This is a genomic window from Streptomyces sp. NBC_00353 (assembly GCF_036108815.1).
GTDB lineage: Bacteria > Actinomycetota > Actinomycetes > Streptomycetales > Streptomycetaceae > Streptomyces.
In genome coordinates, this window is record NZ_CP107985.1 from 6,920,137 (window position 1) to 6,944,642 (window position 24,506).

Sequence of the window (24,506 nt, forward strand, 5' to 3'; positions counted from 1 at the left end):
CGGAGGACGTGCACTCATGGCTGCTGCATCCGATCCGTCGGAAGAGCTCGTCGCTCTTGCCGCCGAGGCGTATGTCTACGGATATCCGCTGGTCTTCGACCTGTCGACGGCCGAGGACTTCATGCAGGTGGGTGTCGGTCCGCTGGCGCCCACCCCGTTCAATCACTTTGCGCACTCGGGCCGATTGGCGGACCCCGGCACCCACCTCGCCTCCGTCGGCATCGACACGCTCTGCTCGGTCGCCCAGCTCGACCTCTCCGGTGGGCCGATCCGGCTGCATGTCCCCGACACCGACGGTGCGTACTACGTGCTGCAGTTCGTGGACACCTGGACCAACAACTTCGCGTACGTCGGCCGCCGCGCCACCGGGACGGATGAGGGCGACTGGCTCGTCGTGCCGCCGGGCTGGGCGGGCAGTGAGCCCCGTGGGGTGCGTGGGGTGATCGATGCGCCGACCTCCGTGGTCTCCGTCGTCGGCCGCATCGCCTGCGACGGCCCCGACGACGTGGAGCGGGTCCGGGCGCTGCAGAAGCAGCTCACGCTCACCCACCTCGAACCCGGGACGCACCGCACGGGACTGCCCGCGCCCGACACCGACGTACCGGAGCAACTGCGCTTCTTCGAGCAGCTCAGGGTGTGGATGGCCGACTTCCCGCCGGCTGCCGCCGACTGTGCGTACCAGGACCGGTTCCAGCCGCTGGGGCTGCTGGAGGAGGGGCCTTCGCCGTACGTCTCGGCCGATCCCGCCCTGGTACGCGCACTCGTCGAAGGGATGGAGCGCGGCAGGGCCCGCGTGGCGGAGGCCGGGCGGCCGGGTGCGGCGGAGGGTGGGCGCTGGGTGATGGATCCGCATCTCTTCGACTACAACCTGGACCGTTTCGGGGTGGGGACGATCGACTCGCCGGAGTGGAAGATCGCCGACCGGGAGGCGTCCTACCTGGTCAGGGCAGTGGCGGCGCGCACCGCGCCGTGGGGGGCCCATGGGTACGAGGCCGTGTCCGCACACACCTCCCACGACACCGACGGTCATCGGCTGAACGGCGCCCACTCCTATGTGCTGCGCTTCGAGCAGCCGCCGCCGGTCGGGGCGTTCTGGTCCGTGACCATGTACGACGCCCCGGACGGCCGCCTCGTCGAGAACCCGGCGGGCCGGTACGCGATCGGTGACCGCACGCCCGGGCTGGTGCGTGCGGACGACGGGTCGCTGACCATTCACCTGCGGAAGGAACGCCCTGCGGACCCCGCGGCGGCGGCGAACTGGCTGCCCGTGCCGGACGGGGACTTCCGGCCCGTGCTCAGGCTCTACACGCCGGGGCGTGCGGTGCTCGACGGCAGTTATGAGATCCCCGCGGTCGAGCGGGGCTGAGACCGGTCCGGGGCACCCGCTTGCCGGGGGCGATGTCAGTGGGCCGGTACACACTGGAGGCATGTGCCGCAGCATCAAGACCCTTCGCCCGCCCGCCATCCCCGAAGAGGCCACCGAGGAGGACATCCGGGCCGCCGCCCTGCAGTTCGTACGCAAGGTGTCCGGCTTCCGCGCTCCGGCCGCGCACAATCAGGAGGTGTTCGACCGGGCCGTCGACGAGATCGCCGAAGCGACCGCCCGACTGCTGGACGGTCTTGAGGTGAGAGGGGCGCCCGTCAGGACGTCTTAGGTGCCGAAGCCGCTGCGGTGGCCGTCGCGGGGGTGGCTGCTGCCGCAGCGGGGCGGCGCATCAGGTACGCGGCCAGCGCGCCGGCCACGAACAGGGCCAGCACCGAGACCGCCGTGCCCAGCCATGTCGTGCCGAGCCACTGCCCGCCGAAGTAGCCGAGGCCCACGCTGTAGCCCGCCCAGGCCACGCCGGCCAGGGCCGACCAGGGCAGGAATTCCTTCACCTTGCGGTGCGCCGCGCCCGCGCCCAGGGAGACGACCGAGCGGCCCGCCGGGGCGAAGCGGGCGATGACGACGAGGATGCCGCCGCCGCGGCTCAGGGCCGCGCCGAGACGTTCCTGCGCGGTGGTGAGGCGGCGGGAGCGGGCGATGGCGCGGTCCAGCCGGTCTCCGCCGCGCCAGGCCAGGCGGTACGCGACGAGGTCGCCGAGCACCGAGGCGGTGGCCGCGCTCAGGATCAGCGCGAGGAGCGACGGAACCTGAGGGACCTCTCCGGCGGAGCCGGCCGCGCCCGCGACCGAGGTCGTGCCGGCGGCGGCCGCAGTGGCCGCGGTGATCACCAGGACCCCGCTGGGCAGCACGGGCAGGAAGACGTCCAGGAGCACCGAGAGGGCGACCACCGCATAGATCCATGGGCTGCCGGTCAGCGCACCCATACTCTCGAGCACCTTCGCGTACTCCCCGTTCGTTTCAACGCCGCGACGTCGCAGGGGAGCGGCAGGGGCGGCAGGGCCAGCTGTACAGCGTACGCCTGCCGTTTACCTGCACATCATTACGCGCGGGGGATGTTGTGCACCTCACGTGTCACATGTGACACGCCTGCCCCACAGGCCTCGGGGGCCGGTGGGGCAGGCGCGGCAACACGGGACACGCTGCGGCTCAGGCCGCGACCGCCGGTGCCTGTTCGTGGGTGCGGTCCTCGCTGGGCTCCGCATCACTCCGCCGCGCGAACAGCCGGTCCAGGGCCAGGGAGCCGGGGCCGGTGAAGACCAGCAACAGGAACACCCAGCAGAAGACCGCCGACGGCTCGCCGCCGTTCTGCAGCGGGAAGAGCGCCTCGGGCTGGTGGACCTTGAAGTACGCGTACGCCATGGAGCCGGAGGCGACGAAGGCGGCGATACGGGTGCCGAGGCCCAGGACGATCAGGGTGCCGCCGACGAGCTGGATGAGCGCCGCGTACCAGCCCGGCCAGGTGCCGGCGGGTATGGAGCCGCCGCCCATCGCGCCGCCGAGGACGCCGAAGAGCGAGGCGGCGCCGTGGCAGGCGAAGAGCAGGCCGACGACGATCCGGAACAGGCCGAGAGCGTAGGGCTGTGCCCGGTCAAGGCGTGTGTACATGGGGGGAGGGCTCCTTCGGTCGTGGGGGACGAGTACCGATTGAGCGCCTCAGGTTAGGGTGACCTCACTAGTGCTTGCAAGTTCAACATTTTGCCGACTGGCTGAAAGTTGCTTACTTGCCGGCGGTCAATGTCTGCTCCAGCACCGTCTCCAACTGCGCACCTGTGGCCTTCTCTTTGGCCTGAACCAATGTCAGCGCAGCATTCCGGCCACGCAGTGTCAGCGTCATCAGCTGATTGCCGAACCACGGTCCGCCGGTCTTCTGCCACCGGATCGGCGCCGGGCCGGTCCGGCCGTGCCGCGCCAGCAGCCGGCCGAGCCGCCGTCCTGCCCGGCTCCAGCCGAAACGGAATCCGGCTTTGAGCAGGCCGGGGACCGAGTTGTGCACGGGAGAACAGGTCAGCTGGAGGATGCGCGCCCCGGGGTCGGCGTCCGGTGCGTCGGCCGGCCACGTGGGCTCCGCGATGTACGCGTGGTGCACATCGCCTGACAGCACACAAACCGTCGCCGGGGCGTCGGGACCGCTTCCCGCCTCCCTGATCAGCTCCGTCAGCCGGCGGAAGGAGTCCGGGAAAGCCGCCCAATGCTCCAGGTCGGAGCGGCGCCGCAGATTCTCGCCGAACCGCGCCCATCGCCCGCCGGGCCCGCCCCGCTCGCCCCGGCACAGCGCGGCGTTCCACTCCTCCGCGTCATGGACGAGCGGGGGCAGCAGCCACGGCAGCGAGGTGCCGATCAGGAGATGGTCGTACGAACCGGGGTCGGCGAGGGCCTCCTCGCGCACCCAGTGCGCCTCCTTGTCGTCGAGCATCGACCGGCGCTCCTCTTCGAGTACGCGGGCCGCTCGGGTGTCCACCATCAGCAGCCGTACTCGGCCGAAAGCACGCCGGTAGCTCCAGCGGGTGCGCGTGGGGTCGGCGTCCGCCTCGGCGGCGAAACGACGCAGCGTCTCGGTGCCGTCCGGGGCGGCGCGTACGGCCGCGTAGACCGGGTCGGCGGCCAGGGCGGCGGGGGAGAGGTTGCCGAGGTGCTGATAGACCCAGTACGACGCCAGTCCGCTGACGATCCGCTCGTGCCACCAGGGGGTCGAACGGATGGAGGCGAGCCATGCGGCGCTGGTGTTCCAGTCGTCCACCACGTCGTGGTCGTCGAAGATCATGCAACTGGGGACGGTGGAGAGCAGCCAGCGCACCTCGGGGTCGCGCCAGGACTCGTCGTAGAGGTGGGTGTACTCCTCGTAGTCCGCGACCTCGGCGCCCGGCGGCTCTGCGAGGTCCCGGCGCGCGGCGAGGCGGCTGCGGGTCGCCTTCGACGTCTCGTCCGCGTACACCTGGTCGCCGAGGAGGAGCAGTACGTCAGGGCGTACGGCGCCGGGGTCGGCGGCGAGCCGGGCGGCAAGGGTGTCGAGGGCGTCGGGACCGGCGGCGTCCCGCTCGCCGATGGGGGGAGCGGCCCAGCGGCAGGAGCCGAAGGCGATCCGGACGGGCGTCGGCTCTGCGTTCTCGTTCGGCGCGGAGGGTGCGGCGCATATGGGGGGTGTGGTGATCGTGCTCGCGGGGAAGCGGGAGCCCTCGAGCGGCCAGACCTTTCGGCCGCCGAGCAGCACCTCGTACGCCGTGGTCGAGCCCGGTGTCAGGCCCGTCACCACCACCAGCGCGTAGTGGTGACCCGCGATCGCGAACGTCCGGGAGGAGCCCGACGCGCCGTCCGCGCACCGGACTTCGGCCGTGGTCGGCCGGTCGGCCTCGACCCAGACGGTCGCGGTGGAACCCGTCTCCCAGTCGACGTACCGCAGTAGTGGTCCCAGGCGCAGTCCGGCCATGAGGTGTCCTCCTCGCGTCGTTCCGTACGGACGGGGCCCGTGCACGTACGGACGAAGCCCGTCGCGTGCGAGTGGGCTCCGTACCGTACGGAACGGCGGGGGAGGGGTGAGCGGTTCCGGTCAGCAGCCGTTGAGAACGGACTGGAGTGCGCTCTTCTCCGCCGAGTCGACGGTCAGGTTGTAGTAGTGCTTCACGTGTACCCAGGCGCGCGCGTATGTGCAGCGGTACGCGGTGCGCGACGGCAGCCACTCCGCCGGATCCTGGTCGCCCTTGGACTGGTTGACGTTGTCCGTGACCGCGATGAGCTGCGGGCGCGTCAGGTCGTTGGCGAAGGACTGGCGTTGGGCGGTGGTCCAGCCGCTCGCACCGGAGCGCCAGGCCTCGGCGAGCGGGACCATGTGGTCGATGTCCAGATCGGAAGCGGCGGTCCAGCTGGCCCCGTCGTACTCCGAGTACCAACTGCCGCTGACGGCCGTGCAGCTGGAGTTCTGCGTCACGTTCGTGCCGTCCCGCTTCAGGACGACCTCGCGGGTGTCGCAGGCGCCCGACTGGGTTATCCAGTGCGGGAACAGGTCCCGGCTGTAGCCGGTCGACGATCCTTCCGCCGAGACGGTCAGCTGGCTCAGGTAGGTGCGTGCGGTGGACGCGGCGACCGGCGTGGGCATGGCGGCCTGGGCGGTGGGCGCGGTGAGCAGTCCGCTGGTTACGGCCAGTGCGGCGGATGCGACGACGACGCCGATGCGACGCGCGTAGATACCTGACATGCGAACTCCCTTGATGTGGGGGGGATCTTGGGCGGGCGACCTGTGGACCCGGTCATCGTGGCGGCGCCAGGTTTCTGTGGAGTGGGCGCCAGGTAACAGAGTGGCGACATGTGCACGTCACATCAAGGGGTACGACAGCTCTGACGCACCGACAGTTCGGCGCCGCGGGGAGCTGATTCGTGTCGGACGCCGGGGCGGGCCCGTCCTATGGTGGCCGCGTGCTGCTTCCGGTCAACATCACGCTCGGCGTCGTCCTCGCCCTGTTGCTCGCGGCGGCTGCCGTCGTCGCCGCCGTGGCCTCGCTCGGCCGGTCGCGCGAGATCGTCCTGGCCGGGCTGCGGGCCGCGGTCCAACTCGCCGCCGTCTCCGTGCTCATCGGCTGGGTGGTCCGCTCGTTGCCGGCGCTGCTCGGCTTCGTGGCGCTGATGTACGCGGTCGCGGTACGGACCGCCGGGCGCCGGATCACCGGGAACCGCACCTGGTGGTGGGCTGCCCTGCCGATCGCCGCGGGGGTCGCGCCGGTGATTGCCGTCCTGTTGCTCACCGGGCTCCTGCCGGTCCGCGGCATTGCGCTGATCCCGGTCACGGGCATCCTCATCGGAGGTGCGCTCACCGCGACCGTGCTCGGCGGGCGGCGCGCCCTGGACGAACTGACCATGCGGCGCGGGGAGGTGGAGGCGGGGATGGCGCTCGGGCTGCTCGACCGTGACGCGCGGATGGAGATCGCCCGGCCCGCGGCGTCGGAGGCGCTGCTGCCGGGGCTGGACCAGACGCGGACGGTGGGGCTCGTCACGCTGCCCGGGGCGTTCGTGGGCATGCTGCTGGGCGGCGCCTCACCGGTTCAGGCGGGGGCTGTGCAGCTGTTCGTGCTGGTCGCGCTGATGGCCGTGCAGGCAGTGGCCGTCGCGACGGTCCTCGAACTCGTGGCGCGCGGACGGATGTACCGGGACTGAGCTTCCGGGAAGGGGCCGGGGGCTGTCCCCGGCCGACCGGCCGGACGCTACTGGAGGGCGCTGATGTGCAGGTGGATCGAGCCGTCGGCCGACGCCTCCACGCGGATCTGCGTCAGATCCTCGACGTGCGCGTCCGGCGCCAGCGCCGCGGCGCGCGGGCCGACGCCCACGACACGCATGCCGGCCGCCCGGCCCGCCGCGATGCCGGCCTCCGAGTCCTCGAAGACGATGCAGTCCGCCGGGGCGAAGCCCAGTTCGGCCGCGCCCTTGAGGAAGCCCTCGGGGTCGGGCTTGCTGGCGCCGACGCATTCCGCTGTGACGCGGATGCTCGGCATCCGCAGTCCCGCTGCCGTCATCCGGGCCCGGGCCAGCGCCTCGTCCGCCGAGGTCACCAGGGCGTGCGGGAGTCCGGTGATCGCGTCCAGGAAGGCGGGGGCGCCGCCGATCGGGACCACTCCCTCGGTGTCGGCGGTCTCCTCGGCGAGCATCACGCGGTTGTCCGCGTAGTTCTGCTCCATCGGGCGGTGCGGGAGAAGCACCGCCATCGTGGCGTACCCCTGGCGCCCGTGGACCACCTTGAGCGCGGCCTCCGGATCCAGACCCTCCCGCAGTGCCCACCGCCGCCAGCAGCGCTCCACCACGGCGTCGGAGTTCACGAGGGTGCCGTCCATGTCGAGCAGGAGGGCACTTGCGGTGAGGACGGTGGCCGGCATCGGCGGTCTCCAGGCGGGGGGAAAGAGGGCAACGCGGGGTGACGCGAACAAGCAGGTGAAGAGAACAAGCAGCCCCGCCCGCCGGTCAGGGAGTGCGGGCGAGGGCTACTTTGTTCCATCACGATACAAAAACCTGCCCAGGAAAGCGAATCCCCACCGTGGCGTATCCCTGCCGTCAGGACCGGCCGCGGCCCGTCGTCTCCGCCTCCAGCGCGCGCCGGGTGTTCGGACCGTAGACGCCGGCCGGATCGCCCTCGATGGACTTGTACGACTGATAGACGCTCACCGCGTGCTCGACCTGGCCCGTGTAGTCGCCGTCGTCGGGCCCCCGGTACAGCCACACCTCCTGCAGCCGCCGTTGCAGCTCGGCCACCGCGGGGCCGTGATCGCCGCGCTGCAGCGTGCGACCGTGCGGTTTCGCGATCGACGGGGCGGACGACGTCCCGGCGGACTCCTCGGCGGAGGCCGGGGCCGACGGCACGGCCGGATGCGACGAGCCGGCGGACGGGGAGGGCGAGGCGCTCGCCGACGGCGAGGCGGAGGCGGATGCGGACGGAGACGCGGAGGCCGAAGGTGAGACGGACGGAGATGCGGACGCCGACGGCGATGCATCGGGTGAGGTGGACGCATCGGGGGCGGTCGACACCACGGTGCTCGGCAGAGCCTGCTCGCGGTCGGCGTCCCCCTGGCCGTCCCCGCTGAACAGTCCGCCGACGAACGTCGCGGCGCCCACCACCGTGATCACGGCCGCGCCCACGGCGAGCGCCGCGAACGGGCGGCGACGGCGTGGCTGCACCGGATCCACCCGGCCCACGGCGTCCATGGTGTCCGTGGCGTCCATGGTGTCGTAGCGGGGCTCCGGCGCTCCGGTGCTCTCCGGCAGTGCGGACGGCGGACCCGCCATCGCCTCCCGGTCGAGGAACAGCGGCATCGTCGTGGCCGCGGCCGCGTCGTTCCCCGACGGGGTGTCGGCCGCCATCGCGTCGGCCGCCGTCCCGTCGCCCCCCAGCGTCACGTACGGCCGGATCCGCAGCGGATCGAAGTCCTCCGCCGCCGCTGTCTCCGCCTGCGCGGCGGCCCGTCGCGCCGCCCGCTCCGCGCACCCGCAGCCGGGCCCGGCGGAGGGTCTCCCCTCCGGTGTCCCGTCGGGTCTCTCCGCCGATCTGTTGTCCGTACCGCACTCCGGGCAGACCTGTCCGGTCATTGTTGGGTCCCCTCCCCTTGAACTGCCTGCGATTATGCAGTCCGCCGCGGTGACGCCCCAACAGGCCATAACGGTCCACTGCAGCCAGGATGGGGATGTAGTGGACCCGAGGAGAGTTTTATGGCCAACCAGCTGAGCCCCCCGGCCCTGGCCCCCGGCGAAGCCCGCTCCCAGCGGACCGTCCTTGTCGCCATCGGCGCCCTGCTCCTCGGCATGCTGCTCGCCGCACTCGATCAGACCATCGTCTCCACCGCCCTGCCGACCATCGTCAGTGATCTCGGCGGCCTGGAGCACCTGTCGTGGGTGGTCACCGCCTATCTGCTGGCGTCGACCGCCGCGACCCCGCTCTGGGGCAAGCTCGGCGACCAGTACGGGCGCAAGAAACTCTTCCAGATCGCCATCGTCATTTTCCTCGTCGGCTCCGCACTCTGCGGCATGGCCCAGAACATGCCGCAGCTGATCGGCTTCCGCGCTCTCCAGGGCCTCGGCGGCGGCGGTCTGATAGTGCTCTCGATGGCGATCGTCGGTGACATCGTCGCCCCGCGCGAACGCGGCAAGTACCAGGGCCTGTTCGGTGCGGTCTTCGGCATGACGAGCGTCCTCGGACCGCTGCTCGGCGGCCTCTTCACCGAGCACCTCAGCTGGCGCTGGGTCTTCTACATCAACCTGCCGATCGGTGTCGTCGCGCTGCTCGTCATCGCCGCCGTACTGCACATCCCGGTCCGCGCGGCCAAGCACACCATCGACTACCTGGGCACCTTCCTCATCGCCGCGGTGGCCACCTGTCTGGTCCTGGTCGCCTCACTCGGCGGCACCACCTGGGCCTGGGGCTCGGCACAGATCATCGGGCTGGCCGTCCTCAGCGTGCTGCTGCTGATCGCTTTCGTGTACGTCGAGCGGCGCGCCGCCGAACCCGTACTGCCGCCGAAGCTGTTCCGGATCCGGACGTTCAGCCTCGTCGCCGTCATCAGCTTCGTCATCGGCTTCGCCATGTTCGGTGCGATGACCTATCTGCCGACGTTCCTGCAGGTCGTGCACAACATCACGCCGACCCTGTCCGGTGTGCACCTGCTGCCGATGGTCGTCGGCCTCCTCGTCACCTCGACCCTGTCCGGCCAGATCGTCAGCCGTACCGGCCGCTGGAAGGTCTTCCCGATCCTGGGCACCGCCATCACCGCGATCGGCCTGATGCTCCTGCACCGGCTGACGGAGTTCAGCAGCACCGGGCAGATGAGCGCCTACTTCTTCGTCTTCGGTGCCGGGCTCGGTCTGGTGATGCAGGTCCTCGTGCTGGTCGTGCAGAACGCCGTCACGTACGAGGACCTGGGCGTCGCCACCTCCGGGGCGACGTTCTTCCGCTCCATCGGCGCCTCGTTCGGTGTGGCCATCTTCGGCACGATCTTCACCAACCGGCTCACCGACAAACTCGGCGCGGCGCTCACCGGCATCACCCTGCCACCAGGCGTCGACGCCGGCCGGCTGGCCGCCGACCCGCGCGCCATCTCCCAACTGCCCCCCGCACTGCGACCCCCGGTGCTCCATGCGTTCTCGACCTCGATCACCGATGTCTTCCTGTACGCCGCCCCCGTCGTCCTGGTCGCCTTCGCCTTCGCCTGGTTCCTCAAGGAGGACAAGCTGCGCGGTTCGGTGACGGCCCCCGACAGCACCGAGACCCTGGCGTCGAATCCCGTCGAGCGGTCCTCGTACGACGAATGCGCACGGGCCCTTTCGGTGCTCGCCACCCGCGAGGGGCGACGCGATGCCTATGTGAAGATCACCGAGCGTGCGGGGTACGACCTGCTGCCCGCGGCGAGCTGGATGCTGCTGCGCATCAAACGGCACGGCGCCGTCGAACCCGGGCTGCTCGCGGACACCGTCCCGGTGCCGCTGCGGGTGATCAGCGACGCGGCGCGGCAGCTCGAGGAGCGAGGTCTGGCCCGGCGTGAAGGGGTGCAGCTGGTGCTCACCGACAAGGGCTCGGAGGTCGTGATGAAGCTTGCGCAGGCCCGCGAGGAATCGCTGGCCGAGCTGTTGGGCGACTGGTGGGGGCCGGAACGGCCGACCGACCTGCACAAACTCGTGGCGGAGCTGACCGCCGAGACGTGCGGATCGAGGGAGGAGCAGCCGCACGGTCCGGAGCCGAAACGGGACCACGCGGCCTGAGCCGGGCGGCCCGGTCCGCGCGCCCCGGCAGACGCCGCCCGATCCGGGGCAGCCTCGCCCGGTCTACAGCTCCTTGGCGAACCAGCGCTCCGCGTACGGGCTCCGGTGGTGGAACGCCGGGACTTCCGCGTAACCGTGCTTGGCGTACAGCCCGCGCGCCTCCACCAGATCGTGGCGGGTGTCCAGCCGGATCTGCCGTATGCCGAACGCACGCGCCGCGCTCTCGACGGCCGCCAGCAGCAGCCCGCCGCCACCCGTGCCGCGGAACTCCGGGCGTACGAACACCCGGGTCAGTTCCGCCACGTCCGCGTCGACCAGGAGCAGCCCGGCGCAGGCCGCCGGCTTCCCGTCGAACCTGCCGACGACGAACTCACCGGTCGGCGGGGTGAGCCGGTCGACACCGTCGTCGGCGAGCCCCTCGTCGATCTCCCGGGCGGTCGCGGGCCGCCCCCAGTACCGGCTGGCGACCTCGTCGTAGTAGTCCCGGCGCAGCGCGGTGGAGTCGGGGGAGTCGAAGCGATCCGGGGCAACGGTCCAGGTCATGTGCGTGATTGTCACTTGTGCATGATCGGAAGCCAAACGGATTGACCGGCGGACCGGCCGACACGGATCGCCCCGTGGACCGGTCGGTGCCGGATCCCCGTACCGCGCTTCACTCTGCGCACAACTGTTCGTGGCCCTCTCGTGGCCGGCGCTCATGCCAACGGCGGCGGGCCTTCCCGCCGATCGGACTGCTCGGCTCCATCCGGTGAGCGACCAGCACCTGCAGGGCCGGCCGCGGGGTCGGTCGCCGCCGGGCGCGCCACGTCGAACGGGCCGAGCTGCTCCCTGCCGACGACCGTCACCGGGGGTGCGGCAGCAGATGGTGCGGCCCCGGCCGGACTTCCGGCCGCTGCGTCCGGGGCCGATCGGCGATCCGAGCATTCTTTCGGACAAAAGCGGGGTGACAGCCAGGCGGATAGGGGTTGATTGTGTCTATCTCATAGCGTAATGCGAAGGTTTCACAGCACGTCCTGGGACGAGGACGGCGGATGAAAAGCAGTGGGAGGGTCGGCGCAGCGTGGCGAATGCGGAGCACAGTGTGCGCGGAAACGCGGCGACGGGGGCGAGGACCGGGGCAGCCCGGGCTGTGCTCTGGCTGATTGTCGCCTTGCTGGCGGGACGGCAGATGGCGGTGGTGCTGCGGCAGCCGCCCGGCGAACGGCTCACCGATCTGGAGACCTGGATCGGTGAGAACGGTGTCCTGCATGTGACGGGATCGCTCTACGACAGCGACCGGTTCACCGGCACCCCCTTTGCCGGGCTGGTACTCAAGCCGCTGGCCCGGACGGCCGAACAGAGCCTCGGCGTCGCCTGGACCTTCGGTTCGCTGCTGCTCGTCGCCGCACTCGGCCTCGTCGCGGCCCGCGCCCTGCCAGGGCCCGTCTCCCGTCGCACCGCCCTGCTGGCCGCCCCCGTCGCGATCAGCCTGCTGATGCTGTCCCTGCCGGTTCGTAATGCCCTCCACCTCGGTCAGACCAGCATCCTGCCGGTCCTGCTGGTGCTCCTCGGCTGTTTCGTGGCCCGGGGAGAGCGCGCGTCCGGCGTACTGATCGGGATCGCGGCCGCGCTCCAGCCGACCGTGCTGCTCTTCGCCGCCCTGCTCTGGCTGACAGGCCGCCGCCGGGCCGCCGTGACCGGTGGCACCGCATTCGCCGCCTGCACCGCGCTGGCCTGGGCCGTGATGCCGCACGACTCGTGGTCGTACTGGGTGCACCATGTCGCGGGCGCCGGACTCGGCGACAGTGCGGACAGCCTCGCCAACCAGTCCCTGCACGGCGCGCTGCTCCGCTTCGGCCTGGCGGGCCCGCTCGAGGTCGGGCTGTTCCTGCTGCTGGCCGCCGCCGTCTGCTACGTCGGGCTGCGGCGCGCCGTGCGGTACGCGAACGACGGCCAGCTGCTCCTCGCCGTCGCCGTGACCGGCTGTGTCGCCGTGGCCGTCTCACCGACCGCCTGGCAGCACCAGCTGCTGTGGGTGCTCCTTGCCGTGGTCGGCCGGGCCGGCGAGCGGGCCTCCGACCGGCTTGTGTGGCCGGCCGTCGTGGTGCTCGTGATCACGCTGCCCGGGAAGATACTTCTGCCGAACATCCCGGTGGCCTTCCCGGTGCGGGACAACGTGCTGCTCCTCGCTGCGCTGGGCGCCGCCTGCGCCGCGCCGTTCCTGCCGCGCACCTCGCCGTACTGGCAGCGGCCGATCCCCACGGACTACGCCGTCCCGGTCCCGGCCCGCTGGAGCCGCGTACCGCTGCTGCCGTTCTGGCGGCGGGTGCTCAGCCGTCCCAACCTGCTGCTCGAACTCCTGCTGATCCGGGTCGTCTACTCGGGGTATGCGCACGTCAGGCTGGCGGCGACGGCCGGCCGCGGCACCGCCGAGGCGCACGGCCGGCAGATCCACTCGCTCGAAAAGTGGCTGCACATCGACATCGAGCACTGGGCCAACCACGCGGTCGTCCACATCGGCTGGCTGAAGAGCTTCTTCGACTACTACTACTCGACGTTCCACTTCATCGTGCCGCTGACCATCCTCGGGGTGCTGTACGTACGACGCCCCGCGGACTACCGCTGGGCCCGCTCCACTCTCGGTTTCGCCACCCTGGTCGCGTTGCTCGGCTTCTGGCTCTACCCGCTGGCGCCGCCGCGGCTGATGCCGGGGCTCGGCTTCATCGACACGGTCCATGGTGTCCAGGACTTCGCGAAGCCGGACTACGGGACGCTCACCTCGATGACCAACCAGTACGCGGCGATGCCCTCGCTGCATTTCGGCTGGTCGCTCTGGTGCGGCGTCATGATCGTGATGCTGGCCCCGAAGCTGTGGATGAAGGCGCTCGGACTGCTGCACCCGCTGTTCACCGTCTCGGCGATCGTCGCCACCGCCAATCACTGGGTGCTCGACGCGGTGGGCGGGGCGCTGGCCATCGGGCTCGGCTTCGTGCTCACGTACGTCCTCGCGGGACCGCGGAAGCTGCAACCGGTGGTGGACCGGGCAGCGGCAGCCGGGGCGGAACGGAACCCGCCCGCGGCGGATCGGGCCGCTTCCCCGGAGGCGACCGGCGAGACGGTGGGCAGCAAGACCTGAGTGGCGACCGGCTGTACGTGTGCCGAAGGGGTGCCTGAACGACCTGTGTCGTCCGGCACCCCTTCGGCGTGGATCGCCGCTTACTCAGCATCCGCCTGTCCCGGGCGTCCCGCCACTCGAACAGCTCACCCCTCACTCGAACAGCCCAAGGGGCGGTCAGTGGGACGGCCCGAGTGCCCAGGTGGCGAACGACAGGGTGGCCATGGAAGCGACCGTGGAGGCGACGACGGAGTTGCGGGCGAGCCTGGTGTCCAGACCGTACTGGCGGGCGTAGATGAAGGCGTTCTGGGCCGTCGGCAGCGCGGAGCACACCACTACGGCCAGCAGTTGATGGTCCGGCAGCCGCAGCAGCGGGCCGCCGACGAGGAACGCGATCAGCGGCTGGACCAGCGTCTTCAGCACGACGGCGACCCCGACCTCCGCACGCTCCCCGGGATCCGCCGTCGTCTGCGATGGTGCGCCGGTCGCCGACGGGTGTCCGTTCAGCGACAGGCCGAGGGTGATCAGGGCCGTGGGCACGGCCGCCGCGCCGAGCAGATCACAGGAGTGCGTGAGGGCCGTCGGCAGTCGCAGCCCGATCGCGGAGACGGCGACACCGAACATCGAGGCCATGATGATCGGGTTGCGGACCGGCATGGTCAGCATCCGCCGGAAGGTGACGCCCCTTCCGGAGCCGGCCCCCGTCCCCGTGTCCAGCAGTGTCAGGATCACGGGGGAGACCAGCAGCACCTGGAACAGGATGATCTGCGCGACGAACGACGCGTCGCCCAGCACCTGGACCGCCACCGGGATGCCGAGATTGGCGGAGTTCACGTAGCCGGACGCCATGCTGCTGATCGCCTGGTCGGCGGTCTTGCGGCCGAAGAGGCGCCGGGCCAGGACGAAGCCGAGGGCGCAGACGAGCGCCGTGCCCGCGCCGAAGGCCACCATCGAGGAGTTGGCGAAGGCGTCCAGCTGTGCGCCGGAGACCATGATGAACAGAGCTGCGGGCATGGCCACGTGGAAGACGAACCGGCCGAGCACGGCTTCCGCCTGCTCTCCGAGGAGGCCGCTGCGGCCGACCACGTAACCGATGCCGGTGAGCGTCCAGATGGGGGCGAAGCCGGAGAGCAGGGCGTGCATGGACGCCATGATCCTCGTACGCCCCTGTGCCTCCCGGAGCGGGGTGCGGGCAGGTCGCGGGGTGCGGATGGACAGCGGCCGCTGACAGGTCGCGGGACACGGACGGGCGGCGGGGGCCGGGGCGTAGGGGGAAGGCCCCCGCCGCCCGAAATCCGCGAACCGGTCAGCCGGCGGGCGTACCGGCCTTGTCCGCCGTACCGGCCGTGCTGACCTGGAGTTGTTTGATCCCGTTGAGCCAGGCGGAGCGCAGCCGCCGCGGGTCGCCGACCAGCCGCAGGTCCGGCAGCACGTCCGCGATCGCGTTGAAGATCAGGTTGATCTCCATGACGGCGAGGGACTTGCCGAGACAGAAGTGCGGTCCGCCGCCGCCGAAGCCGAGATGGGGGTTGGGGTCCCGGGAGATGGAGAAGCTCTCCGGGTTCTCGAAGACCTCGGGGTCGTTGTTGGCGGAGGAGTAGAACAGCCCGACCCTGTCCCCCTTCTTGATCCGCTGCCCGCCCAGTTCGACGTCCTGGGTGGCGGTCCGCTGGAAGGAGACCACGGGGGTGGCCCAGCGCACGATCTCCTCGGCGGTCGTCTCCGGCCGCTCGCGCTTGTACAGCTCCCATTCGTCGGGGTGGGTCAGGAAGGCGTGCATGCCGTGGCTGATGGCGTTACGAGTGGTCTCGTTGCCGGCGACGGCGAGCAGGATCACGAAGAAGCCGAACTCGTCGGAGGAGAGGTTGCCTTCGCCCTCCGCGGCGACCAGCTGGGAGACGATGTCCTTGGCCGGGCACTCCTTGCGATCCGCCGCCAGGTTCATCGCGTACGAGACGATCTCCATGGCCGCCTCGGTGCCGACCTCTTCGGTGATCGCGTACTCGGGATCGTCGTACGCGGCCATCTTGTTGGACCAGTCGAAGATCTTCGACCGGTCCTCCTGCGGTACGCCGATGAGCTCGGCGATGGCTTGGAGCGGCAGTTCGACGGCGATATTGGTGACGAAGTCGAAGGAGCCGTCGTCGTCGGCGGAGGCGAGCGCCGTCTCGACGATCGAGCGGGCGCGGCTGCGCAGCGCCTGCTCCAGGGACCGGATCGCACGGGGCGTGAAGCCGCGCTGGACGATCTGGCGGACCCGGGTGTGCTCGGGCGGGTCCATGTTCAGCATGATCAGCTTCTGGACCTCGATCTGGTCGCGGCTGATCGACTCGTTGAAGCGGATGACTGCCGTGTTGGTGTGGGACGAGAACAGTTCAGGGTGTGTGGAGACGTACTTGACGTCCGCGTGCCGGGTGACCACCCAGTAGCCCTCGTCGTCGAAACCGGAGATACCGGCCGGCTGGGTGCACCACCAGACCGGGGCGGTCTCCCGCATCCGGGCGAACTCCGGGTAGGGGATGCGGGCTTGGAGCAGGTCGGGATCGGTGAAGTCGAACCCTTCGGGCAGATGGGGGCAGGGCATCGGCAACTCCAGGTCGGTCCGAGGGCCGCCCGAGCCATGCCTGACGACCCATCAGAAGTTGCCGGAAAGGTAGTAACGAGTTCTACAACTCGCAAGGGGCATGGCCGGATCTGTTGCGTGAAGACTGGGTGCGCCAGGCAGGAAGTGGGCGCAAGGTGCGTGCACGGCTCTTGCGTACCGGGGGTAAGCCTCATAAGACTGCTTGCAGAACTAGAACGCGTACTAGTTCCTTCCGCGGGCGCCGGGACGCCCCCTGCGGAAGTGCGAGGAGAGGACGAGCTCATGGCCGCGGAACCCGTCATCGTCGAAGCCGTACGCACCCCCATCGGCAAGCGCGGAGGCGCGCTCGCCAATCTGCACCCCGCCTATCTGCTGGGCGAGACCTACCGTGAACTCCTCGGCCGGACCGGCATCCATGCCGACTGCGTCGAACAGATCGTCGGCGGCACGGTCACCCATGCCGGCGAACAGTCCATGAACCCGGCGCGCAACGCCTGGCTCACCGTGGGACTTCCGTACGAGACCGCCGCCACCACCGTGGACTGTCAGTGCGGCTCCTCGCAGCAGGCTTCCCACATGGTCGCCAATATGGTCGCCGCCGGAGTCATCGACGTCGGTATCAGCTGCGGTGTCGAGGCCATGTCGCGCGTACCGCTGGGCAGCGGCTCCAAGCACGGCCCCGGGAAGCCCTGGCCGGACGAGTGGAACGTCGATCTGCCCAACCAGTTCGAGGCCGCCGAACGCATCGCCCGCAAAAGGGGCCTCACGAGGGAGAACGTCGACTCGCTCGGGCTGATCTCGCAGGAGCGGGCAGCCGTGGCCTGGGCCGAGGAACGCTTCAAACGGGAGACGTACGCGGTTCAGGTGCCGACCACCGAGGAGGAACAGGCGGCGGGGCAGGGCATGTGGCGCCTCGTCGACCGCGACGAAGGGCTGCGGGACACCACCATGGAGGGGCTCGCCCGGCTCAAGCCGGTCATGCCCACCGCCGTCCACACCGCGGGCAACTCCTCGCAGATCTCCGACGGTGCCTGCGCGATCATGTGGGCGTCCAAGCGGATGGCGCGGGCGCTCAAGCTCAAGCCGCGCGCCCGGATCGTCGCCCAGGCGCTGGTCGGCTCCGACCCGCACTTCCACCTCGACGGGCCGATCGACGCGACCCGCGCGGTGCTCGGCAAGGCCGGGATGTCGCTGAGGGACATCGACCTCGTCGAGATCAACGAGGCGTTCGCGTCGGTGGTGCTGAGCTGGGCACAGGTCTTCGAACAGGACCTGGAGAAGGTCAACGTCAACGGTGGGGCCATCGCGCTCGGCCACCCGGTGGGAGCCACCGGGGCCCGGCTGATCACCACGGCACTGCACGAATTGGAACGCAGGGACAAGGAGTTCGCGCTCATCACCATGTGTGCGGGCGGCGCGCTGGCCACCGGAACGATCATCCAGCGGCTCTGAGACGACCCCGGCCGGGGTTGTTGCCAGGTACACCCCGGCCGGGGGTCACGCCGTCCGGGCAGGGCGAAGGCCCCGACCGGAACCCGGTCGGGGCCTTCGTGTGAAGCTGCTCGCCACCGGCTCAGTACCAGTGGTTGGCCTGCCAGAACGTCCAGGCGGCGCACGGGCTGCCGTAGCGGGAGTTCATGTAGTCCACGCCCCACTTGATCTGGGTCGAGGGGTTGGTCTTCCAGTCGGCGCCGGCCGAGGCCATCTTCGAACCGGGCAGTGCCTGGACCAGGCCGTAGGCGCCCGAAGAGGCGTTGGTCGCGCTGGGGTTCCAGCCGCTCTCGTGCGACACGATGTTGCTGAAGCACTGGAACTGCGCCTCGTTGCCGATCATCGCTCGCGCCGTGCCCTGTGCGCCGGTGGCGACGGACGCCGGCGCGGCCATGGCCGGGGTGACGCCGAGGGCCAGACCGGTGGCGCCGAGGACCGCGGCGGCACCGGCGACGGCGGCCTTGCGGTGAGCGGTGCGGGGCTGGGCGAGGAGGTTACGGACGAACGACACAGGCGAACCTAACCGTTGGGGACGGGGGAGTCGCGGACCGGGCCCAACAGTGCAGGGGACCGGTGCTCGTTGACCGCGTTCCGTTCCGGTGAACGCTTGCGGTGCTCGGCGACGTGACCAGTGTTAGCCGCGGCCTTCAACCGTGGCAATGACCCCTGATACGGTCTTGCCTCGCATCAAGGGCCAACGGTCCCTAACCACCCCAAAAGGTTTCATAGCAGGTCGGAGGGGGTGAAGTGGGTTCCATATGTGGCTGGAAACACTACTACTCGCGATAGTGGAGGACTAAGGTCCTGTGGGCGCCTTCACGCCTTCGGGACCGTCGAATGTGACCTGGGCCTCGAAGGACGCGCGGCGTGTGGCCCGTCGCAGCGCCTTCAGCAGCGTGGCGCCGATGGTGAGGGTCAGTGCCATGGTCAGCACGGCCCGGCCCAGGTCCCAGCCCAGTGAGGTGGCCAGGCAGTACGCGAGGAACCGGACCAGATTCTCGGGCAGCGGGTCACCGGGGTGGAACGAGATGCCCGAGCCGAGGCCCGGCACGATCGTCCAGCCGTACAGGTTCATCACCGTGCCGTACGCGAAGGCCGCCACACCGCCGTACGCCGCCAGCATCAGCAGCTCGGCCCGCCCGCGCAGCCGGTCCGGGGCCGGCAGCAGGCCGGCGCCCATCGTGAACCAGCCCATCGACAGCATCTGGAACGGCATCCACGGGCCCACCCCGCCGGTGAGCAGGGCGGACGCGAACATCGTCACCGAGCCGAGCACGAAGCCGAAGCCGGGGCCGAGCACCCGGCCGCTCAGCACCATCAGGAAGAACATCGGCTCCAGGCCCGCCGTACCGGCGCCGAGCGGACGCAGCGCGGCACCGACCGCAGCGAGCACACCCAGCATCGCCACCGCCTTCGCGTCCAGGCCGGAGTCCGCGATGGTGGCGACGACCACACCGACCAGGAGCGGAAGCAGTGCGGCGAACAGCCACGGTGCGTCCTGGGAATGGGCGAGACCGGAGTCCGCGTCCGCGAGCAGCGGCCAGCCGATGGAGGCGACGCCGATCGCGCTGACGAGGAGGAGTGCGGCGATCGCACGGGGGCCCAGTCGTACCGGACGGCTTCGGAGGTCGCTCATGCGCCGGCCTCCAGCGCCCCGCGCACCTGTGTCACGGTCAGCCACTCCTGCGGGGCGAGGATCTTCGCGGTCTGCGGTGCGAATGCCGGTGACGAGACCACCACCTGCCGGGTCGGCCCGTCCGCGACGGTCTCCCCGTCCGCGAGGATCACCACCCGGTGGGCCAGCTCGGCGGCGAGTTCCACGTCGTGCGTGGCCAGCACGATCGCATGGCCCCCGGCTGCCAGGCCGCGCAGCACACGTATCAGCCGGGCCTTCGCCGCGTAGTCCAGACCGCGGGTGGGCTCGTCCAGCAGCAGGAGCGGGGGCCGTGCGGTCAGCACAATGGCCAGCGCCAGGGCGAGCCGCTGCCCCTCGGAGAGATCACGGGGGTGGGTGTCGTCCGGTACGTCGGGCAGCAGCTCGGAGACCAGGGCCCGGCAGCTGCCCGCCGCCGCGCCCGCGTCGGCGTCGGCCGCCGCGCACTCGGCGGCGACCGTGTCCGCGTACAGCAGATCGCGCGGTTCCTGCGGTACGAGCCCGACCCGGCGCACCATGTCGCGCGGATGCGTGCGGTGCGGGGCCCGGCCGCCGACGAGGACGCTTCCGGTCGTGGGCTCGACCATGCCGACGAGGGCGGCGAGCAGTGTGGACTTGCCCGCGCCGTTGCGGCCCATCAGGGCGACGGTCTCGCCCGGCGCGACGGAGAACGTCACCCGGCGCAGCGCCTCGACACGCCCGCGCCGCACCCCCAGGCCCTCGACCCGGGTGGTCGCTTCCGCGACAGCTTCGGGAGCGGATCGGGGAGCGGGCACGCGACGGCGCCCGAACAGACCACGGCGTACGGGCGTGGTTGCGGGCAGCGGCGCCGGGGCGGCGGACGCCGACGGAGCGGGCGACGGCGGTTCGGCCGAGGCCAGCCGCTCCCGCAGATCCGTCGCGCGGCGCCGCGCATCGCGTACCGACAGCGGCAACGGCTCCCAGCCCGCCAGCCGGCCCAGGGCCACCACCGGCGGGTGGACCGGGGAGACCGCCATGATGTCGGCGGGGGCGCCCATCACCGGTGCGGCGCCCGGCGACGGCAGCAGAACGACCTGGTCCGCGTACTGGACGACGCGTTCCAGGCGGTGCTCCGCCATCAGGACCGTCGTGCCCAGGTCGTGCACCAGCCGCTGGAGCACCGCGAGGACCTCCTCGGCCGCCGCCGGGTCCAGCGCGGACGTCGGTTCGTCGAGGACCAGGACCTTGGGGTGCGGGGTCAGCACCGAGCCGATCGCGACCCGCTGCTGCTGGCCGCCGGAGAGCGTGGCGATCGGCCGGTCGCGCAGCCCGGCGAGGCCCAGCAGGTCGAGGGTCTCCTCGACCCGCCGCCGCATCACGTCGGGGGCAAGTCCCAGCGACTCCATGCCGTACGCCAGCTCGTCCTCGACGGTGTCGGTGACGAAGTGGGAGAGCGGGTCCTGTCCCACCGTGCCGACGAGATCGGCGAGTTCGCGCGGCTTGTGGGTACGGGTGTCACGGCCGTCGACCATCACCCTGCCGCGCAGCGTGCCGCCCGTGAAGTGCGGTACGAGACCGGAGACGGCGCCCAGCAGCGTCGACTTGCCGACCCCCGAAGGGCCGACGAGCAGCACCAACTCGCCCTCGGGGACGGTCAGATCGACCCCGGACAGGGTCGGGCGCGCGGCCCCCTCGTACTGCACCGAGACCTGCTCGAACCGGATCACTGGCTCTCCTCGGAGTTCGCGACGGCCACAACGGGCGGCGCGGGCGCCACCGCCGCGGGCAACAGCCCGATCAGCACCGCCGCCGCCGGCCACAGCGGGAACACCGGCGCCGTCAGCGGTACGACTCCGGGATGCAGCGCCTCCGGGTCGGCACTGCCCGCCCAGATCATCGCCGCCGCGACCACCGCACCCGACCCGGCCACCAGCCAGGCCCTCGCCCCCCACCGGTCGGGCCGGTAGCGGGTGCGGACCGAGCGGGCACCGCCGAGCCGGAGCCCGGCCATCGCGGCGACGAGCCCGGCGAACAGCAGCGGCAGCCCGTACACCGCACCCTGCGAGGCCAGCAGACCGTACGTGCCGGCGCAGACCCCCAGCAGCCCGCCGAGCGTGAGGACGTTCGTGGTGTGCCGGACGGCGCGCGGCACCTGGGCCGTACGCCCGTATCCGCGCGCGTCCATCGACGCCGCCACCGCCACCGACCGCTCCAGCGCACCCTCCAGCACCGGCAGTCCGATCTGCAGGACGGCCTTGATGCCACCGGCCGGGCGGCCCCGCAGCCGCCGTGCGGTGCGCAGCCGCACCACATCGGCAACCATGTTCGGTGCGAACGTCATCGCGACGACGACCGCGACGCCCGCCTCGTACAGTGCGCCCGGCAGCGACTTCAGCAGCCGGGCCGGGTTGGCGAGCGAGTTCGCCGCGCCGATGCAGATCAGCAGGGTGGCCAGCTTCGCCCCGTCGTACAGCGCGAAGAGCAACTGCTCGGCGGTGACCCGGCCGCCGATCCTGACGCCCTGCGCCCAGTCGGGGAGCGGGACTTCGGGGAGGGTGAACACCGGGTGCGTACCGGGGATCGGTGAGCCGAGAAAGACGGAGAACAGCAGCCGCACGCCGACGACGAACAGCCCGATCCTGATGAACGCCCCGTACGAACGGGCCCACGGCGCATCCGTCCGGCGCGCCGCCACGACGTAACCGGCCACCCCCACCAGCAGCCCGAGCAGCAGCGGATTGCTGGTCCGGGAGGCGGCGGTGGCCAGCCCGATCGCCCACAGCCACCAGGCCCCGGCGGGCAGGGCGTTGCTGCGGGTCGCCTCGGGGGCGCGCAGGGCACGGCCCGGCCGGGCAGGGCCGGCGGAGACGGTCATCCGCGGCGGCGGCGGGCCTGCACCACTGCGGCGACGCCGAGCAGAAGGACGGCGGCGACACCGGCGAGCACCCCGGCGGACGGACCGCCGCGGCCGCTCCCCGGGTGGGCCGAGGCGGACGGGCTCGCGGGTGCCTGCGACGTACCGTCGGCGTGCCCGGTGCCGGAGACCTGCTCACCGCAGCCCGAGGCCGGATAGCCGGAGATCGCGCAGAGCAGTGCCTCGCTGCTGTAGCGCAGCGGCTTGGCCACGGAGGCGAGGGCCTCCGCGGCGCTCGCGTCCTCGGCGACCTGCGCGCATGCGGTACGCGGCGCGGGCGGCGTCTCCCCGTCCGGGGCGTCCGCCGCCGTGCCGGGGTCGATGACGAGCGCGATCCGCTTGGTGCCGTCCTTGGCGGGGGTGTCCGCACAGATCACCGCGAAGTCGGGGGCGCGGCGCGGTTTCGCCGAGTCCTGGGAGTCCTCGCTCACCGAGAACCGGAAGCCCTGCACCGCACCGTCGTCGGGCCGGACCAGCGACGGGCCCTGGGTGGCGTACGCCCAGCCCGTCCCCTTGCCCTCCCAGAACGACCAGTAGCGGTAGCCGGCCGCGTGGGCGGTGCCCGCACCGAGCACGGTCAGGACGGCGCCGAGAACGAGCAGCAGGGCGCCCGCCGTCGGCCACCCGGATCGATTGCCCGCCCGGTTCACAGCTGCGGGGTCTTCCGGCGGCTGCTGATGAGGAAGCCGACGCCGGCACCGGCGGCGAGACCGATACCGACGAGCCACCACACCCCGAGACCGGCGTCGTCGCTGGTGCCGTCCTGCGCCGCGTAGTCGCTGGTGGCCGGCGAGGGTGTGTGGGCGGCGGCCGGCTTCGGTCCGGTCGCGTTCAGCCGCTCGACCAGGTCGACGCCGCCGAAGTCGCGGGCATCGGCGCCGGTCGTGTGCGCGGCCACGACCAACTGGGCGTAGGCGGCCGGGCCGTTCTCGGCCGCCCAGGGCGCGGCGTTCTTCTTCAGCCAGCCGAGCGCGCCGGCCGCCTTGTCCTGGTGGCCCGTGGCGGCCAGGGCGACGACCGCGTCCGCGGTGTTGCCGAAATCGGGCTGCTCGGTGGTGTCGGTGGCGCCCGGCATCGGGGGCTGGTTCAGGTGGCCGGTCTTCGCGAGGGCGCCCGCGAGATAGTGGGCACCGTTCTGGGCGGCCTGCTCGGGCTTGACGACGGCACCCTTGTGGCAGGTGGGCGCCTTGTCCTCGGACGCGGAATTGTTCCAGGCGGCCAGCCCCTTGCCCATCGAACCGAGCACTCCGGCCGCGGTGGCGTCCGCGTTGGCGGCGAGCTTGCCGGCCTTGTCGGGCTGGTACGCGAACGCGCCGCCGTCCTTGCCGCCGCACGGGATGGCCAGTTCGAGCAACGCGTCGTACGGCGTCCTGCCGCCCTTGGTCGTCACATCGCCGAGCCGCTGGCCCCGCTTGGCCAGGGCGCCGATCACGATCGAGGTGGAGTTGGCGTCGCTGGGCGAGCCCGGGTTGTAACCCCAGCCGCCGTCCTCGTTCTGAACGGACTTCAGCCAGTCGACCCCGTTGTCGACGGCATCGCCGTGCCCGCCGACCTCGGCCAGCGCCTGGACCGCGGCGGCGGTGGCATTGGTGTCCGTCATGGTCTTCGCGTCGCACGGCTTGCCGGCATCTGCGCGGTACGAGGCGTAGGCGCCGCTGTCGCACTGCTGGGCGACCAGCCAGTCGACGGACGCGGCGGCGGGCGTGACCCCTTCGAGCCGCTGGGCGATGAAGGCCAGCGACTGCCTCCAGACCCCGTCGTACGTCGGGTCCTTGGTGCCGTACAGCCCGGACGGCAGTGCGACGGACGGGGTGGGCGACGGAGACGGCGCCGCCACCGCGGCCGGGGCAGCGGCCGCACAGAGCACGGTGGCGGTGGCGGCGAGCGTTGCTGCGGTGCGGCGAACGGTCATGGTGGGCTGGGCCTCTCCTGCGGTGGGAACCGGGCACAGGCACACTCAGGCACCAGGCTCCGGCCCCGTATGCCTCGACGGTGCCGGTCACCGGGGTTCCGGTGACGCGAGCCGGTCACGACCGCGGACAGGGCATTCCGACTTACCGCTGTGTCAGCGGCTCACGGTTGCGTGGTCAGCGCCGGATTCGCACCGGCTTCCCCCTGAACGGGCATGATGACGACTCGCACACTCTACCGGGGCGTAGCCCGCCCCTTCGGGCGGAGGGGCGCCCGGAACAGCGACGT

General features: G+C 71.4%; 21 protein-coding genes and 1 riboswitch. Of the genes, 6 read left to right on the plus strand and 15 right to left on the minus strand.

Annotation, left to right across the window (positions count from 1 at the left end; translation table 11 throughout):
• Positions 1–16 precede the first annotated feature (16 nt).
• Entirely contained in the window at positions 17–1,366 is a 1,350-nt protein-coding gene (locus tag OHA88_RS31185; RefSeq protein WP_328627949.1) for a DUF1254 domain-containing protein, read from the plus strand.
• Positions 1,367–1,427: 61 nt separating this feature from the next.
• Complete coding sequence (locus OHA88_RS31190) at positions 1,428–1,655, plus strand: DUF2277 domain-containing protein (protein ID WP_267005368.1); 228 nt, start codon at positions 1,428–1,430, stop codon at positions 1,653–1,655.
• Here OHA88_RS31190 and OHA88_RS31195 read toward each other — a convergent pair.
• From OHA88_RS31195 to OHA88_RS31210, 4 genes are all read right to left on the minus strand, one after another.
• The gene (locus OHA88_RS31195; RefSeq protein ID WP_267005369.1) at positions 1,642–2,322 is read right to left on the minus strand and encodes a DedA family protein; all 681 of its coding nucleotides are present in this window, start codon (positions 2,320–2,322) and stop codon (positions 1,642–1,644) included. The two genes, OHA88_RS31190 and OHA88_RS31195, sit on opposite strands and share 14 nt — an antisense overlap.
• Positions 2,323–2,533: 211 nt before the next feature.
• Positions 2,534–2,992, minus strand: a complete 459-nt coding sequence (locus OHA88_RS31200) for a DoxX family protein (RefSeq protein WP_328627950.1) — start codon at positions 2,990–2,992, stop codon at positions 2,534–2,536.
• 112 nt (positions 2,993–3,104) lie between these two features.
• Complete coding sequence (locus tag OHA88_RS31205; RefSeq protein WP_328627951.1) at positions 3,105–4,811, minus strand: alkaline phosphatase D family protein; 1,707 nt, start codon at positions 4,809–4,811, stop codon at positions 3,105–3,107.
• Positions 4,812–4,931: 120 nt separating this feature from the next.
• Positions 4,932–5,576: an HNH endonuclease family protein gene (locus OHA88_RS31210; protein WP_328627952.1), complete on the minus strand. Its 645-nt coding sequence runs from the start codon at positions 5,574–5,576 to the stop codon at positions 4,932–4,934.
• Between the two features lie 218 nt (positions 5,577–5,794).
• On the opposite strand from OHA88_RS31210, the gene OHA88_RS31215 reads away from it, so the two are divergent.
• Positions 5,795–6,529, plus strand: a complete 735-nt coding sequence (locus OHA88_RS31215; RefSeq protein WP_328627953.1) for an ABC transporter permease — start codon at positions 5,795–5,797, stop codon at positions 6,527–6,529.
• A gap of 47 nt (positions 6,530–6,576) precedes the next feature.
• Here OHA88_RS31215 and OHA88_RS31220 read toward each other — a convergent pair whose 3' ends face one another.
• Both OHA88_RS31220 and OHA88_RS31225 read right to left on the minus strand, forming a co-directional pair.
• Positions 6,577–7,242: an HAD-IA family hydrolase gene (locus tag OHA88_RS31220; protein WP_328627954.1), complete on the minus strand. Its 666-nt coding sequence runs from the start codon at positions 7,240–7,242 to the stop codon at positions 6,577–6,579.
• Between the two features lie 175 nt (positions 7,243–7,417).
• Positions 7,418–8,446, minus strand: coding sequence for a peptidoglycan-binding domain-containing protein (locus OHA88_RS31225; protein WP_328627955.1), 1,029 nt, complete (start codon positions 8,444–8,446; stop codon positions 7,418–7,420).
• A gap of 120 nt (positions 8,447–8,566) precedes the next feature.
• On the opposite strand from OHA88_RS31225, the gene OHA88_RS31230 reads away from it, so the two are divergent.
• Positions 8,567–10,609 (plus strand): MFS transporter, encoded by a 2,043-nt coding sequence (locus OHA88_RS31230; protein WP_328627956.1) that lies wholly within the window; start codon positions 8,567–8,569, stop codon positions 10,607–10,609.
• Between the two features lie 63 nt (positions 10,610–10,672).
• Here OHA88_RS31230 and OHA88_RS31235 read toward each other — a convergent pair whose 3' ends face one another.
• Complete coding sequence (locus tag OHA88_RS31235) at positions 10,673–11,152, minus strand: GNAT family N-acetyltransferase (protein WP_267005376.1); 480 nt, start codon at positions 11,150–11,152, stop codon at positions 10,673–10,675.
• Between the two features lie 586 nt (positions 11,153–11,738).
• Between OHA88_RS31235 and OHA88_RS31240 the strand changes: the two genes are divergently transcribed.
• Positions 11,739–13,724, plus strand: a complete 1,986-nt coding sequence (locus OHA88_RS31240) for a bifunctional glycosyltransferase 87/phosphatase PAP2 family protein (RefSeq protein ID WP_328629835.1) — start codon at positions 11,739–11,741, stop codon at positions 13,722–13,724.
• 156 nt (positions 13,725–13,880) lie between these two features.
• Here OHA88_RS31240 and OHA88_RS31245 read toward each other — a convergent pair whose 3' ends face one another.
• Positions 13,881–14,855 carry an AEC family transporter gene (locus OHA88_RS31245; RefSeq protein ID WP_328627957.1) on the minus strand — a complete coding sequence of 325 codons (975 nt, stop codon included), beginning with the start codon at positions 14,853–14,855 and terminating at the stop codon, positions 13,881–13,883.
• Between the two features lie 154 nt (positions 14,856–15,009).
• Positions 15,010–16,287, minus strand: coding sequence for a cytochrome P450 (locus tag OHA88_RS31250; protein ID WP_328627958.1), 1,278 nt, complete (start codon positions 16,285–16,287; stop codon positions 15,010–15,012).
• 282 nt (positions 16,288–16,569) lie between these two features.
• Here OHA88_RS31250 and OHA88_RS31255 point away from each other — a divergent pair, with 282 nt between their 5' ends.
• Entirely contained in the window at positions 16,570–17,739 is a 1,170-nt protein-coding gene (locus OHA88_RS31255) for a steroid 3-ketoacyl-CoA thiolase (RefSeq protein ID WP_267005379.1), read from the plus strand.
• A 121-nt stretch (positions 17,740–17,860) separates the two neighbouring features.
• Here OHA88_RS31255 and OHA88_RS31260 read toward each other — a convergent pair whose 3' ends face one another.
• From OHA88_RS31260 to OHA88_RS31285, 6 genes are all read right to left on the minus strand, one after another.
• Positions 17,861–18,289, minus strand: coding sequence for a transglycosylase SLT domain-containing protein (locus OHA88_RS31260; RefSeq protein WP_328627959.1), 429 nt, complete (start codon positions 18,287–18,289; stop codon positions 17,861–17,863).
• A gap of 285 nt (positions 18,290–18,574) precedes the next feature.
• A complete protein-coding gene (locus OHA88_RS31265; protein ID WP_328627960.1) occupies positions 18,575–19,414 on the minus strand; it encodes an ECF transporter S component in 840 nt (279 codons plus the stop codon).
• The gene (locus OHA88_RS31270; protein WP_328627961.1) at positions 19,411–21,120 is read right to left on the minus strand and encodes an ABC transporter ATP-binding protein; all 1,710 of its coding nucleotides are present in this window, start codon (positions 21,118–21,120) and stop codon (positions 19,411–19,413) included. Before OHA88_RS31270 ends, OHA88_RS31265 begins: the two co-directional genes overlap by 4 nt.
• Entirely contained in the window at positions 21,117–22,268 is a 1,152-nt protein-coding gene (locus tag OHA88_RS31275; RefSeq protein WP_328627962.1) for an energy-coupling factor transporter transmembrane component T, read from the minus strand. Before OHA88_RS31275 ends, OHA88_RS31270 begins: the two co-directional genes overlap by 4 nt.
• On the minus strand, positions 22,265–22,957 hold the full coding sequence (locus OHA88_RS31280; RefSeq protein WP_425895458.1) for an SCO2322 family protein: 693 nt from the start codon (positions 22,955–22,957) through the stop codon (positions 22,265–22,267). The genes OHA88_RS31275 and OHA88_RS31280 overlap by 4 nt, the downstream gene beginning before the upstream one ends.
• Positions 22,954–24,219, minus strand: coding sequence for a prenyltransferase/squalene oxidase repeat-containing protein (locus OHA88_RS31285; protein WP_328627963.1), 1,266 nt, complete (start codon positions 24,217–24,219; stop codon positions 22,954–22,956). The genes OHA88_RS31280 and OHA88_RS31285 overlap by 4 nt, the downstream gene beginning before the upstream one ends.
• A 64-nt stretch (positions 24,220–24,283) precedes the next feature.
• A riboswitch (cobalamin riboswitch) is annotated at positions 24,284–24,468 on the minus strand.
• Between the last annotated feature and the right edge of the window lie 38 nt (positions 24,469–24,506).